The sequence below is a fragment of the Streptomyces sp. NPDC005955 genome, assembly GCF_042871255.1.
GTDB lineage: Bacteria > Actinomycetota > Actinomycetes > Streptomycetales > Streptomycetaceae > Streptomyces.
On record NZ_JBIAIF010000006.1, the window covers coordinates 116,265 to 130,868 of the forward strand.

Sequence of the window (14,604 nt, forward strand, 5' to 3'; positions counted from 1 at the left end):
GGGAATGTGGTCCCCTACGGGGGCGTACTGACGATCGAGGGGACACCGGGCCGTGACCGACCACCACTGTTGCGAAGCGATGGACGACGCCGTGCACCCGCACTGCGAGGACCATGTGCACCCCGCCGTCTGCCCGGACGCGCTGGTCGAGTTCAGCGCCAGCTTCCAGGAGTACGGGCTGCCGGTGCGGGACGGGGGCGGGGCGGGCGTCACGATCGACTTCTGTCCCTGGTGCGGTCGGCGGCTGCCCGCATCGCAGCGGGACGCCTGGTTCGACGAGCTGGAGCGCCGCGGGATCGAACCGTTCGGGGACCAGGTGCCCGCCGAGTTCCGGGACGGGCGTTGGCTCACCGCGCCCCCTCAGGGCTGACGGGTCGTCGCTGCCGGTTCGGGGGGCGCGGCGCGGGCCGCGGGGCTGCCGTACACGGCGTACGCCAGCCAGGTGGGGTCGCCGTCCCCGCGGCGAAGGTTGCGCCGGGCGCACAGGGACGCCTCGCCCAACGGGCGGCCCTCTTCCAGGAAGTATGAGTAGAAGGCGCGGGCGAAGTCCTGCGCCGCGTCGGAGCGCACGGGCCACAGGGTGCCGATGAACGCTCCCGCTCCGGCCCGCAGGAACTGCGGGGCCCAGCCGAGGGTGCTGGCGAACCAGTCGATCTGGCCGGCGCTGCGGCACGCGTTGAAGAACACCAGCGGCCCGGACTCCCGCAGGGTGCCGGCATGGGTCGCGTACGCCAGGTCCACCGGGTCGAACGGGCCGTCGGCCATCGACACCACCGAACCCCGTTCCGTGGTGAACGCGTTGTGGCACGCGAAGTGCAGCAGACCGCGGTACCCGTCCTCCACCAGGGCCGCCACCGAGGCGCGGTCGTCCAGGACGCGGGCGCCGCTCGCCCCCGCGTCGAACAGGCGTCGCACCGTGTCGACCTCCCGGGCGGCCTCCGGCGGCGAACCCGGCGGCACGACGAACGTCACCTCGGGCAGCGCGAGTCGACGCACCCGCTGCTGGCCGAAGGTGCGACGCACCACGGGCAGCCACTCGGCCAGGAACCCCGGGCCCATCGACGACCCGTCCACCGGGTACAGCAGTTCCCAGGGGACGAGGTCGTGCTCGCCGAGGACGGTCACCGAGGTGACGCGGTCCGCTTCCGCCCAGAACTGTCGGCGCACCGCCTCCGGCACCGCGGACGCCCACAGTTCGACACCGAGGTTGCGCAGCCGTCGGGTGCCCGCGGCCCCGTCCGCGCCGCCAGGACCGGCGTCGGCCGCCGCCTGGCGCAGCTCCCGGTACACGCGCTCGGAGATCAGCCGGGGGTCCCCGCCGAGGGTGCGGAACGACTCCGGTGCGTAGCAGGTCTCGCCGATCAGCTGGAAGCTGTACGAGCCGTCCGCGCCGCGCAGCACCTGGAGCGTGACCTCGCCCGGGTCGAAGGCGACCGTGCCCAGGGCGGCGGTGCGGGGCGGCCCGTCCCGTACGGGTGCTCCGGTGCCCACCGACACCTGGGCGCGCACCTCGCCGAGGAACGTGCCGCGGTGGAAGGCCCGCACGGTCACGGTGCGCAGTCCGGGTGCGGTGGTGCGCAGTCCGAACCTCAGTACGTCGGAGTCGGCGCCCGGTCGGACGGTGACTTCCTGCTGGAGGTCGCCCAGCACGGTGAGCCCGGGGGCGTACACCGTGACCAGGAGCCGGGCCCCCTCGGGCGGTACGGCGAAGGCCCGCAGCGGCACCCCGTCCGTGCGGCCCGGCCCGTCCCGGACGAACTGCACGTGCAGCGGGACGTGGGTGCTCGGCGGGGCCTGGTCGACCAGTTCCACGACCATGCGCCGCGGGTCGGGGGGCGGGGGCTGCGGCTCGGGGTCCGGCACGGTGCGCGGGAAGACGGCCTGCGCGGGGGGACTGCCGTACGGGGTCACCGGGGTCGGGGGGTACGTGGGATACGCGGGCTCCGCGGGGCGGACGATGCCCGTCTTCGTCGTTCCCCCGTGCCAGGTCACGTCGGGTCCGGCGTCCGGCTCGGGGGACGGCTCGGCGTCCCCGGCCGGTCCGGGGTGCGGTGTCCCGCCCGGGGCGGCCCCGGGGCTGACGGGGGGCGCGGTCCGGGCGCTGCTGAAGTCCACGTCCGCGAGCGCCTCAAGGGGGTGGAACGCCGGGACCAGGAGCGGCAGCAACCCCAGGAACAGCAGGTCCCGTTCCCAGCGGGCGCGGGCCGCGGGGACCACCCGTTCGGCGAGCCACTGCTCGGAGGGCGGGTGCGGGCCGGCGTGCTCCCGTAACGCCCAGCGGGTCCAGCCCGCGCCGTACACCTCGTCCAACCGGGGTGCCGCCTCGGCCATCGCCCGGCGCAGCCGCCCCCGTTCCGCGTGCTCCCTCAGGTACCGGTACGCGTCGTACGCCGCGGCCGCCGCCGCGTTGACGGAGTCCACCGCCTCCACCACCAGGGCGTGCAGCTCCGCGTCGTCCACGTGGTCGGGCACGGCGCCGGAGCTGCGCAGCACCCGGACGGCGTCGTCGAAGACGCGTTCGAACGCCGCGCGGTCCTCGGGCCGCAGGGGCCGACTGCCGCTCACGTGCTCTCCCCCGATCGGGCGTGCTGGGCGCGGGACCGTCCCGGGGCGCCGGCACGCGCCGACCACCCGGGGGAACCGACCCCGTACCGAGCGTAGTGCCGGGCGGCACCCCGGCGCAGGGCGACGAGCGGGGTGCCCCGGTGCAACCGTGCCGCGCCGGCGGGCGTCCCCCTGCGTGACGTCCGGGCACCCCGCGGTCATCGGGATCGCCGTGACCCGGGGTCGACATCCGGCCGTGCTGGATAGGATCGGTACGCAAACGGCGATCGCTGCGCGGGGGTTCGGTTGCTCAGCTGGTCTGGCGAAGACATCCGGGACACGGGCCGTGCCCTGGCCGCGTTCCTCCTGCACGACGGTGTGGACGAGGTGCGGTTCGCGCCGGAGGAACTGGGCCGGATCGCGGTCCCCGCCGTCCTCGCCCTGCGCCGGAGGGTGTTGCGGCGCGCCGGGACCCAGGACGCAGCCGTACCGTCCGGCGACGGCGGGCTGCTGCTGCGCCTGGTGGACGAGGCGCACCGGGCGGACGCGCCGGACCTCGCCGAACTCCTGCTGAGCACCCTCCGGTTGTGGGACGGCGACGGGCCGGGGCAGCCGTTGACCGGGACGGATGACTTCGAAGGCGTCCTCGCCCGGGTCGCCGCGGCGGCGCTCCAGCCGGGGCCGGACCCGGACGCGCCGCACACCGAGGACGGGGTGCCCGTCCTCGTCGCCCTGTCCCGGGCCGCGCTGGACGCCACCGCTGCCCGGCACGTGCACCGGGTCGCCGGGGCGGTCCGTGACTGGGGTCTCGACGAGGACGAACTCGCGCCGCACCTGGCCCCCTTGGAGGAGCTGCGGACCTGGGCCGCGGAGTTGCTCGACGGTGCGGAGCCGGCCGCCGCCGTGGTGCTCGGTCCGCTCCGGGACGCCGTGGCGGACGCCCTGGACCGGGGGGACGTCGACCGTGCCGAGGAGGCCGTCGAGCGCCTCGCGGAGGAGCACCGGCGGGTGGAGGTGACCCGTCGACTGCGGGAGGCCGGCCGGGTCCTCGGCGCCGCGCCGGACGGCGGTCCGCCGGAGCACGACGAGCGGCGTGACCTGCTGCGGCTGCACCTGCGCACCGCCGGGATGTACGCCTCGGCCGGTGAACTCGACACCGCCGAGCAGTACCTCGACGTCGTCGAACGCGGCCTGGAGCCCCGGCCCGAGCCGACCTCCCCGCCGCCCCCTCCACCCCCGCCTCCGCCGCCACCTCCGCCCCCGCCCGCCCCGGTGCTCCCGCCCGCGCCCGAGGACCCGGTGCTGCGCGCCGCCGCCCTGCTCGACCGCAGCTCGCCGGGGCACGGCGCCGCCCTGCGCGCGACGCTCGACCACACCCACCGCTCCCGCCTCTGGCAGGAACTCGCCCTGGAGCTGCGGGCGGCCGGCGACGCCCCGGGCGCCGATGCGGTGTTCGCCCTGGGGCGGCCCCCGCTCCCGCCGCCCGGGCACCGCCCGCCGGCCCTGCCCTACGCGGCGCTGCCGCTGGTCCCGCTGCTGGACGACCCGGCGGGCAATGGCCCGGTCGACGCCTCGCCCGGCGACACCGCCGCCCACTTCGCGCGGGCCGTCGCCGAGGGCTCACCGGTCGCCCTGGGCTGGGCCGTCGGCTGGTACGTACGGGCCGGGGACCCCGGCGCCGGCCTGGAGCTGTACCGGCGCTACGCCCACGCCCAGTACTTCCGGGCCGCCGCCGTGTGGAACATCGCCTGCGCCTACGCGGCCGTCGGCGACGACGACGCCGCGCTGGCGTCCCTGACCGTGTTCGCCCGGATCCTGCCCGGCGCGGCCGACCCCGACCAGCGGGCCGCCCTGGCGGACTACTGCGCCCGGCTCGGCCACCCCTCGCCGCTGGCCGCCCCCGCCCCCGTACCCGCGCCGGCCCCGTCGCCCGCCGCCGGCGGACCGCAGGGCGACCCGGGGGACGAACCCGCGCTCGCCGCCCGCGCCAAGGAACTCCACGAGGGCGGCCGCACCGAGGAGGCCGTGCGGCTGCTCGACGAACTGCTCACCGCGAACCCGTCCGCCCCCGCCGCGTACCTGTTGATGCGCATCCACCGCGAGCGCGGCGACCTCGCGTCCGCCCGCGAGGTGGTGCGCCGGATCGCCGAGGCCCGCGGCGAGCTGAGCTGGCGCCACCACGTGGAGCTGGCCAGGGTCGCCCTCGACCGCCGCTGCACCGACCTGGAGGTGGCCGGCGAACAACTCGCCCGGGCCCGGGCGGGCGGCGCCGGACCGCTGTGGACCCAGCCGCTGGAGGAGCGCCTGGAACGGGCCTCCGAGCGGGGGCCCGCCGAACTCGTCGCACCGACCCCGGCGGCGGGCGGCCCGGTGCGCTACGGGCCGCGCACCACCGAGCCGGGGGTGGCGCAGGCGCTCCTGGAGGGACGGCTCCCGGAACTCCTCGAAGAGGCCCGCTCCGGCACCCCGCGTCCCGGCCGGGACCTCGGCACGGTCTTCGCGCACCTGCGGACCATGCAGCTGAGCGTGCCGCCGCCGGGCACCCTGAACCTCGTCATCAAGGCCGTCATGGAGGTCCGCGACGACTTCGCGGCCCGCGACCTGGCGACCTGGTTGATGGACAACCGGTACTGGGACGAGGCCGTGGAGGTCCTCCAGAGCTGTGTGCTGTGGATCTCCCCGGAGCGGCTGCCGCGCGTGCTGCACCTGCGGGACCGGGCCGCGCGGGCCGGCGGCATCCTGGAGGAACTCAACCCGCCCTGCCCGCCGGTGCGGGAGGACGCGGGCAGCCCGGTGCGCGCCGACCGCCACGACATCCAGCCGCACATGTCCCTGATCGTGGAACCGGAAGCCTCGCTCGTCGCCGTCTGGCGGGCCCAGAACCCGCCCGCCGCGGCCACCCCGAACGACAGGGCCGACCTGTGGATCGACGCCGTGCACGCCCATCCGGTCTGCCTCGGCAACGCCCTCGGCCAGCTGATCCTCGCCGGGCGCCCCGAGGACGCGCTGCGGCTGCACAGCACCTACGCCGACGACCTGTGGCTCACCGCGGGCGCCGCCTGGAACCTCGGCTGCGCCTACGCGGCGACCGGCCGGCTCACCGCCGCCGCCGACACCTTCGTCTACCAGACCCGGGTCACCACCCGACCGTTCACCGCCCGGCAACAGCTCGAACTCAGGGCCCTGTTCGACGCGCTCGGCCGGGCCCTGCCGCGGCCCGCGCTGCGGTCCGCGCCCGTGGCGCGGCGGGCCGCCCCCGGGATCGCGCCACCCCGCCCGCCGCGGGCCGCGCTGCACGTCACCGAGGCCGAGTCGACGGCCGCCCGACTGGTCGCCCAGTGCCGCAACGAGCCGACCACCCACCACTTCCGGCTCGCCGCCGACGCGGTCCGCAAGGCGATCCGTCTCGACCGCGCGCACCAGGACCGGCACGCGGCGACCCTGCGCGAACTGTTCACCCTCCAGACCCCCGAACCGGCCACCGCCGCCGCCCTGGTGATGGTCCTGGAGACCGCGGGGCTCACCGCCGAGGCGTGGGCCCTGCTCGCCCGCTGGATCGACGACACCGCGGCCCACCCCGAACTGCTGGGCCCGGCGGTGCGCATCGCCCGCAAGGTCGGCATGGTCCACCAGGTCCGGGACACCCTGCTGCGGCACCTGCGCCCCGACGTCGGCTTCGAGCACTACCTGACCCTCGCGAAGGCCGCCCACGAACTGAAGGACACCACCGGGCGGGCCCGCTACGCGCAACAGGCCCTGGCCCGCAACCCGAGCTGCGCCGAAGCCGCGTACCTCCTCGGCCCGCAGAGCAAGCGGGCCAAACGCGCGGTGCAGGCCGCTCCGGGAACCGTGACGCTGGACGCGTCGACCCCGCGCGCGGAGGCCGTCGCCCTGCTCACCGACGCGTACCGCAGCACGGTGGGCTTCCTCGACCGGTACGCCCTCACCCGCTACCGGCCCACCCCCGGCCGCACCGCGCTGCTGACCGCCCTGCGCGAGCACAAGCGGGCCCGGCTGGGGCGGCGGGCCGCACCGGACGAACTGCTCGCGGACGCCGCCGACATGATCGCCGCGGCGGAGGCCGAGGACTGGGAGAGCGCCGCCGCCCACGCCCGGGAACTGGTCGCCGAGCGGCCCTGGCACGCGGGCATCGCCAACGCCGCCGCGATGTGCCTGATCCGGCTGCGCGACCTGCCGGAGCTGTCCGCCACCGAGAAGGAGCAGATCGACGGGGAGATCCGCGGACTGTCCGAGATGGCGGGCACCCTCCAGGTCCGGCTGGAGATCCTGGTGCAACTCGCCTACGCCCGGGCCCGGTACGCCGAGGCCGACGCCCTGCTGACCGGGGCGCCCCGCTGGTGGCACAACGAGGACGACATCTGGGCCCGGGCCGGGCTACGGGCCGGCACCGAGATGTGCGGACGGCCCGTCGAGGCGGCGGAACTGCTCCTGGAGTACGGCAGGCTGTGCCCCGGTCCGTCGGGGAAACGGGCCGCGGCCGTCGCGGTGGTCCTCGCCGACCGGGGCGGCGCCCCGGAGCTCACCGATGCCGCGCTCGCCGTCTACCGGCGGGCCGCGGCCGGGGAGGGAGCACCGGAACGACTGGTCACCGAAGCGCTCGCCGCGGACCTCCCGGAGGTCCTCAACTCGGCGGGCGCCCCGGTGCTGCCGGCCGCGCAGATCGACCGGATCGCCGCCCACCTGAAGGGCGACCCGTTCCGGCTGTTGTCCTTCATGCGCCGCACCAGCCACCACAGCCGACAGAAGGGCCCGGAGCAGCGCCGCGAACTGGTCGCCCGCCGCCTCCACCTGTTCGACGTGTACGTGGCGGCCGGCCGCATCGGCGCCGGAGTCGTCCGGCTCCGGGAGGCCGCGGACCACGGGGCGAGCAAGGCGCAGGTCATGGCGCCGCTCCAACAGCTGTGCGCCCGGCACGGGGACCCCGACCCGGCCGGCCGGGCCCGCAGCCTGCTCGTCCAGCGGGACGCCCCCGCCGAGCGGCGCCCCGCGCCCCGGGCCGCCGCGGACCTCGCCCACGAGGTCAAGGACACCCCGCTCGACGTCGAACTGCCCGACCGGGTCGCCCGTTTCACCAGCGTGCTGGCCGCCGGGGTCGACCCGCTGACCGGGGTGGTGGTGCGCCGGCTCGCCGGCTGCTGGGACCGGCTGACCCGACTCGTCCTGGCGACCGCCCGGCTGGCCCCGGCCCCCGCCGACCCGACGGACGCCGACCCCTGCGCGGCCCCCGACTCCATCGCCGGACTGATCGCCCGCACCGCCGCCACCCTCGCCGAGAGCCACCACCTCGCCGAGGACCTGCTGCTGCGCGAGAGCCCCTACCTGGACTGCGTCGTCACCGTGCAGACGGGGCTGCGCGCGCACTGGCAGCGCACCGCGAAGCAGCAGTTGCGGCAGGGCGCGCCCGTCCTGGCGGGACCCCGGGCCACCCGCATCGGGGACGGGCCCGTGGAGGTGGTGTTCGAACTGCGCACCGGACAGCAGCAGCCGCGGACCGCCGCCGTCAGCTGTGCCGGCGCCACCCAGGAGTGGGAGGGCCACGGACTGTCGGCCCAGGACGCGAAGAAGGGGTCCCTGGTGGTGGAGGCGCCGGCGCCGACCGCCGAGGGCGCCGTGGAACGGGTGACCCTGGCGCTGCGCTGGCAGTTCCCCGACCAGGGCTGGTCGGAACCGGTCCGCTACGAGGTCGAGGTGGAGTTCCTGGAACGGCGGGACACGCTGCGGCAGCGGTTCACCCCGAAGATCTGCACCGGCAAGGAGATGTTCGTGGGCCGCCAGCGGGAGAAGGAGGAGATCCGCGGCAGGTTCGCGAACGCCGCGCACGCCCCCGTCGGCCCGCTGCTGATCACCGGCTCCCGCCGGGCCGGCAAGACCTCCCTCATCGAGGACCTGCGCCGGCTGCACAACCCCACCACCGGTGCGCTGCTTGAGCCCGCCGACTGGCCGGTGCCCCGACTGTTCCCGGTCCTGGTCAGCGGACAGTCCGCGGCCCACCCGGTGCGCAACGTCCTGCCGTTGATCGCCGCGGACGCCGAGTACCAGCTCAGCCGCCTCTACCCGCACCGCGGCCTGGCCCGGGCGTTGGAACTCTCCCAGTGGACGGGCGCGCAGGCGGGCCTCGTCACGGTGTTCGCCGCCTGGTGGGAACAGGTGCGCCGGGAGGTGTGGCCCGACGAACGGGTCAAGCCCCTGGTCATCATCGACGAGTGCCAGGAGCTGTTGCGCGGCTACCAGGACGACAACGGGGCGAAGCGCCAGGCCACCGGGGCGCTGCGGGACCTCAGCCAGCGCGGCGAGATCGCCCTGCTGTTCAGCGGCTCCTGCACCTACGCGCAGTTGCAGGAACTGCTGAAGGGCACCCCCATCGGCACCGACATGCCCCGCCCGCTGCCCATCGGACTGTTGGACCCGATGGCGGCCATGCAGGTCATCCACCAGGGCTTCCACGACGACCGGGACGGCTTCGGCGTCGAGGTGCTGGACCGGTCGGCGATCACCGCGTACGAGGCCACCCTCGGCCACCCCTACCACCTGCACCTCCTCGGCGAGGCCCTGGCGGAACTCCTGGGGGCCCGGGGCCGGCGGGTGGTCGACCCGGGGCTGGTCGAGGAGGCGGTGCGCGGGGTCGTCACCGGCGAGGGAGCCGTGACCGGGCTGCTCGACCAGTACGACGCGCAGGAGAAGGTGCCGCCGCTGCTGTTCGAGGTCGCCGACCGGCTCAAGGACAGCCGCCTGGAGGGCGACGTCAAGGCGGGCTGGAGCAACGCCAAGGTGGACGAGCTCACCGACTACATCGACCTGGGGCTGCTGCGCCGCAAGGACGCCAGCCTCGCCTGGGTCAACCCGATCGTGGAGCGCTGGTTCGACGGGGGCCGCCACCAGGAGTCCGTGGAGCAGGACCCGCAGCGGGCGATGCTGGAACGGGAGGCCCTCCAGGTCCTCGGCACGGACCAGCGCGGCGGCCACCCCGTCGCCCGGGTCCGGGACGCGCACGGCCGGAAGTACCGGGGGACGTTCCTGCGCGAGGGCGACCCGGGGGCCACCGTCGACCGGTTCGCCGAGGCCGCGCGGACCGTCACCGCACTGCCCCGGCACTGGCGGGCCTGCGGACGGTGGCTGCTCCAGGAGGACGTCGGCGGCCGGACCTTCGACCGCTTCCTCAACCCCGACGAGCCCGTCGCCCCCGAGCAGGCCGTCCGCTGGATCGTCGACGCCTGCGTGGCGCTGGAGGCGGTGCACCGGGGCTGGGGCATTCCACACGGCGACGTCCACCCCGACCACCTGGCCCTCGTCGACGGCGAGGTGCGGATCACCGGCTGGGGCCACAGCGGCGCCGCCGACCCGGCCCGCCCCGGCGAGGTCCCGCACACCTGGGACTCCGTCTACTACGGTCCCCAGTGCGAACCGGGCGCACCCCGCACCCCGCAGCACGACACGGTGGCGCTGGCCGCGCTGCTCCACCAACTCCTGGAGCCGGAACGGCGCCTGCCCTGGACGACCGACCCCGCGGCACCCGACTCCACGACGAAGGTGCTGGTCCGCGGCGAGGTCGGCATGGTGCTCTTCGCCGTGCTCCAGGAGCCCCGCACCCCCTGGATCACCACCCCGGGCGCCCTCGCGGAGAAGCTGCGCGGCACCCTGCCCGCGGAACCCGACCCGGCGGCGCCCGCGGGCACGGTCACCGTCATCAACCAGAACAGCGCCACCAGCCGCGCCGAGCAGCGCCGCGCCCGCTACACCGGGCCGGTGGGCGCCGTGACGGGCGACGGCGCCCGGATCGACGTCGGCTCCGTCGGCGCCCCCGGCCCGCCCGCCGACCCCGAGACCCCACCCGATCCCTGACCCACCCGTGCAGCACCCACCCTCCAGGAGGCACCACCCATGGCAGACGTACAGAACACCTTCCAGGGCCCCGTCGGCAGCGTGTCCGGCGACGGCGCGAAGGTGAACATCGGCAACGTCGGCGACGGCACGGGCACCGTCAACGACGGCACCGCCCCCGCCGCCGCGGACGCCCCGACCCTGCTCGCCCTGATCGAGCAGCTGCGCACCGAGATCGCCGAGGTCCGGGCCCAGCTGCCCGAGCGGGACGCGACGGAACTCGACGCCGCGGTGGCCGAGTTGGCGGAGGAGGCCGGCCAGGAGGAGCCTCAGCGCAGCCGGCTGCGCCGCTTCGCCCGCAACGTCCGCGACATCCTCGCCGACGCGGGCGAAACGCTCGCCCCGTTCGGCACGGCGGTCGGCATCTACACCGCACTGGGCGGCTGACCCGGGTCACGCCTCCGGGTCAGGGCAGCACCACCGCACCCAACGGGCGCTGTCCGCCGGGCAGCCAGCGGGTCTCGCCCCGCGCCAGGTCCACGACGGTGACCCCGTCCCGGTACCCGGCGCGGGTGAACCCCGCGGTGACGTAGGCGGTGCGCCCGTCCCGGGACACCGTCACGTCCTCGTGGGGCCCGTCGAGCGGCACGAGCCGTTCGGTGCCGTCCGGCGCGCGGATCGTCAGCGAAGGCCCGCCCGTCGCTTCGCCCACCGGACCGGTGCCCACCACGAGCAGCGTCCCGTCGGCGGTGAGGGCGGCGCCGTGCTGGTGGGTGTCGGCGGTCATCCGCTCGACGGTGACCCGCCCGGTCCGGGGGTCGAGCACCGCGAGCCGTTCGCCCTCGAAGGGCAGCAGCAGCCGCCCGTCGTCCCGGACCGCCGCGTAGTGCGGCTTCAGCCAGGAGCCGAGGCCGCCCTCGGTGCCGTAGGGCGCGACCTCGAAGCGGCGGGTCGTCAGGGTGTCGGTGCGCACGGCGGTCACGTCGAACGAGTCGTGGTTGGTCGCGTACACCGCGGAGCCGTCCCGGGCCACGTCCACGTCGAAGGGCCGACGCCCCACCGGCACCACGTCGGTGACCTCGCGCTCCGCAGTGTCGATCACCTCCAGGACGCCCGGTCCGTCGGGCACGTTGACCCCGACGTACAGCCGCCGCCCGTCCGGGGCCAGGGCGATGCCCATGCCGCCCCCGCGGTACTCGCCGTCCGTCACCGGCCCGGTCGGGGTGCGGTACGGGATGCGGCCGAGGTTCTTGCGGGTCCGGGTGTCGACGACCGCGACGCCCTCGGCGGTGGCCACCCAGGCCCGGCCGTCCGCCCCGAGCGCGAGTCCGTACGGGGCGGTGCCGACCCGGACGGAGGCGAAGGGGCCGTCCTCGGGGTGCAGGAACGTGACGGTGTCCGCGCCGAAGTCCGCGACGAGCAGCGTCCCGGACGGGGTGGTGACCCCGGGCGCGGAATCCTTCGGCGCGGGTCCGTTCGCGGCGCCCGGTGCCTCGGAGGCCGTGGGGCGGGAGGGGGCGGCTCCGCCGTCCGCCGCCTGGGCGCAGCCGCCGAGCAGCACGCCGACCACCAGCACTGCCACCGTCGTGTACCTGGCGCGCATCGTTCACTCCTGTCGTGGGCCGTGGCTCATGGGTGCCACCTCCCACCCTGCCTCCCGGGGCGGGCCCCCGGATCAGCGGCCCGGCTCCCGAAGACCCACCGCCCGGTGGACCCGGGTGTCGCCCGATCGGCCGATGCGCCGCGTGTCCCGGTGGGCGTGCGCCGTGGTTGCCCGCGCAGTCCCCCGCGCCCCTGAGGTGCGTCCCGGTGGGTGTGCGTTGTCCGGTGGGCGTGCGTCCCGCGTTCGCGCAGTTCCCCGCGCCCCTGTCGGGTGCGGTGTCCCGTGCGGGTGCGTCGTGGTTGCCCGCGCAGTTCCCCGCGCCCCTGGGGTGCGCCCCTGCCGGGGTGCGCTGCCCAGCGGGAGTGGGTCGGGCCCCGATAGGGGCGCGGGGAACTGCGCACAACCACCGCGCACCCGCACGGAACGCTGAACCCGCACCGGGACGTACCGATAGGGGCGCGGGGAACTGCGCGGCAGCTCAGCGCACCTGGAGCGGACAGCGCACGCCCACCGGGACGTACCGACAGGGGCGCGGGGAACGGCGCGAGCAACCCCATCGCACCCGCACGGGACACCGCGCCCCGACAGACCGGCTAACCCACGGGAGTGACGCCCGGCCGGTCGGACACCAGCGCCCAGATGATGAAGACGTCGATGGCGATGACGACAACCGCCCAGACCGGGTAGTAGGGCAGGAACAGGAACTGCGCGACCAGGCTCAACGACGCCAGCACGATACCGACGAGCCGGGCCCAGTTCGCGTTGCTGAGCAGACCCCACCCCGTCACCGCCGCGATGACGCCGAGCACGAGCAGCACCCACCCCCAACCGGTGAGGTTGATGTCGTACACGTACGAGCCCACCCGCTCGTACACGTCGTCCTCGGCGATCGCGGAGATCCCCTGGAGGATCGCCAGGACCCCGTTGCACAGCAGCAGCACCCCGGCGAACAGCACCCCGCCGGCGACCCATCCACCGTGCGGATCGGGCGCGGGAGCCCGCCCGTGGTCCCAGGGGGTGCCCCCGGCGCCCTGCGGTCGGCCCGCGTCCCCCGCGGGCGGAGGCGTGTCGTGGCTCATGGGAGACCCTTTCCTCGTGCGGAACCTCGGGTTCCAACGTGGTCCGGTCCGCTGCGCACCGCCACACGGGCGACGCCGATCGGGTGACCCCCGGCCGCCGGCACCGACCCCGGTCGGGACGGCCCCGCACCCGCCTAGGGTCCCGCGAGGAACCCGACCACTGCGAGGGCGAACAGCAGCCCGAGGCCCAGCCCGACCAGTACGCCCGTCGTCGGCCAGGACCACAGGACCAGGGCGAGCGCCGCCGCCCCCACCAGCCCCCAGCCCAGCGCCACCCGGTACCGCCGCACCCAGGGGCCCACCGGCCCCGACCGGAACCCGGCCCGGTCGGCGAGCCCCCGGGCCGCGCCGATCCCGTCCGCCCACACCTCCCGGACGAACCGGGCCCGTCGTCCGCCCCCGGTGACCCACGCGGCGAAGGCGACGACCACGCCCAGCGCCGCCACCACCCGCACCGACGACCGCAGGAACCGCACCAGCGCGTCGTACACCGACCCGGCGGCGCCCTGCGACACGTGGGCGGGCAGCGCGTCGAGGTAGAGCGCGCGGAAGACGGTGAGTCCGACGCCGAGGACCGCCACCGCGAACGCCACGCCCAGCGCCCCGGCGACCAGGGCCCGCCGGCGCCGCCGGGCCAACAGCACCCCGCCCGCGACCAGGACCGCCGCGATCACGGGCAGCCAGTCGCCCGCCACCTGGAGCACCCGGAACCAGACGCGGACCTTCCCGATGTCCTCGGAGCGGGCCACCGTCAGCTCGGTGTGCACCTCGGGGATCTTCCCGGCGACGGTGAGCCCGTCGGCGACGAGCCGCTGCTTGACGCGGTCCACGACCGGACCGAGGTCCACCGTCACGGCGTCGTCGGTCAGGTGGACGGCTCCGCCCCCGCTGCCGGTGAGCGCCTTGTCCACGGAGTCGTGGGCGCGCCGGTTCGCCTCGGTCCACACCTGGGCGAACGCGTCCGACCGCGCCACGGCGAGCGCCTTGTCGTGGACGAAGCTCTGCACGGCCCCCTCCAGCGCGCCGCCGAGCCGACCGAGGGCCTTCTCCAGCCGGGGCCGGTCGGCGGGGGCGGCCTCCGACAGCAGGGCGGTCAGGTCGAGGTGGTCCATCAGTGCGGTGGTGACCCGGTCGGCCACCGCCTCCTGGACGTCCGGGTCGGAGGCGAGCGGGGCGACGGTGGCCACGTAGCGGTCGGTGTTCCCGACCTCGTCGGCGGCCCAGGAGGACAGGACGGACAGCGGTGCGAGCACGCAGCCGACGGTGATCAGCAGCGCGGCGAAGAAACTCCGGACCCGGTGGTGCCGGTCCTCGCCCCGGCCCGCCTCCAGCGCCGCCACCCGGGCCCGCAGCGCGTCGAGTTGAGCACCGTCACCGTCACCGTGGGGGGCGTCCGCGCCGTGCGGGCGGGTGTGCGCGTCACTGCGCCCGCCCCCGCCGGCGTGCGCGCCCCCGCCACCGTCGCCGTGCCCGGGGGTGTGGTCCCCGGGCCCCTCTCCACTGGCCATGGGCCCTCCTCGCCGTGCGGGCCGGCCCCTG

The 14,604-nt window shown here is 76.0% G+C and carries 7 protein-coding genes; 3 read left to right on the forward strand and 4 right to left on the reverse strand.

What is annotated here, in order from left to right; translation table 11 throughout:
* The first annotated feature begins 52 nt into the window (after positions 1–52).
* Positions 53–370 carry a DUF6980 family protein gene (locus ACFYOU_RS16890; protein ID WP_391306455.1) on the forward strand — a complete coding sequence of 106 codons (318 nt, stop codon included), beginning with the start codon at positions 53–55 and terminating at the stop codon, positions 368–370.
* On the opposite strand, the gene ACFYOU_RS16895 is transcribed toward ACFYOU_RS16890, so the two are convergent.
* Positions 361–2,565 (reverse strand): CHAT domain-containing protein, encoded by a 2,205-nt coding sequence (locus ACFYOU_RS16895; RefSeq protein ID WP_391306456.1) that lies wholly within the window; start codon positions 2,563–2,565, stop codon positions 361–363. The genes ACFYOU_RS16890 and ACFYOU_RS16895 overlap by 10 nt on opposite strands.
* A gap of 285 nt (positions 2,566–2,850) precedes the next feature.
* Here ACFYOU_RS16895 and ACFYOU_RS16900 point away from each other — a divergent pair, with 285 nt between their 5' ends.
* Entirely contained in the window at positions 2,851–10,404 is a 7,554-nt protein-coding gene (locus tag ACFYOU_RS16900) for a tetratricopeptide repeat protein (protein ID WP_391306458.1), read from the forward strand.
* A gap of 39 nt (positions 10,405–10,443) precedes the next feature.
* Complete coding sequence (locus ACFYOU_RS16905; RefSeq protein WP_391306460.1) at positions 10,444–10,830, forward strand: hypothetical protein; 387 nt, start codon at positions 10,444–10,446, stop codon at positions 10,828–10,830.
* 19 nt (positions 10,831–10,849) lie between these two features.
* On the opposite strand, the gene ACFYOU_RS16910 is transcribed toward ACFYOU_RS16905, so the two are convergent.
* From ACFYOU_RS16910 to ACFYOU_RS16920, 3 genes are all read right to left on the reverse strand, one after another.
* Entirely contained in the window at positions 10,850–11,986 is a 1,137-nt protein-coding gene (locus ACFYOU_RS16910) for a hypothetical protein (protein ID WP_391306462.1), read from the reverse strand.
* A gap of 593 nt (positions 11,987–12,579) precedes the next feature.
* Positions 12,580–13,065 carry a hypothetical protein gene (locus ACFYOU_RS16915; protein WP_391306464.1) on the reverse strand — a complete coding sequence of 162 codons (486 nt, stop codon included), beginning with the start codon at positions 13,063–13,065 and terminating at the stop codon, positions 12,580–12,582.
* A gap of 134 nt (positions 13,066–13,199) precedes the next feature.
* Positions 13,200–14,573: a hypothetical protein gene (locus tag ACFYOU_RS16920; RefSeq protein WP_391306465.1), complete on the reverse strand. Its 1,374-nt coding sequence runs from the start codon at positions 14,571–14,573 to the stop codon at positions 13,200–13,202.
* Positions 14,574–14,604 lie beyond the last annotated feature (31 nt).

What these genes read in the sequence shown, in the direction of transcription:
- ACFYOU_RS16905 (WP_391306460.1), top strand. Translation starts at nt 10,444, where the DNA reads ATGGCAGACGTACAGAACACCTTCCAGGGCCCCGTCGGCAGCGTGTCC.
- ACFYOU_RS16910 (WP_391306462.1), bottom strand. Translation starts at nt 11,986, where the DNA reads ATGCGCGCCAGGTACACGACGGTGGCAGTGCTGGTGGTCGGCGTGCTG.
- ACFYOU_RS16915 (WP_391306464.1), bottom strand. Translation starts at nt 13,065, where the DNA reads ATGAGCCACGACACGCCTCCGCCCGCGGGGGACGCGGGCCGACCGCAG.
- ACFYOU_RS16920 (WP_391306465.1), bottom strand. Translation starts at nt 14,573, where the DNA reads ATGGCCAGTGGAGAGGGGCCCGGGGACCACACCCCCGGGCACGGCGAC.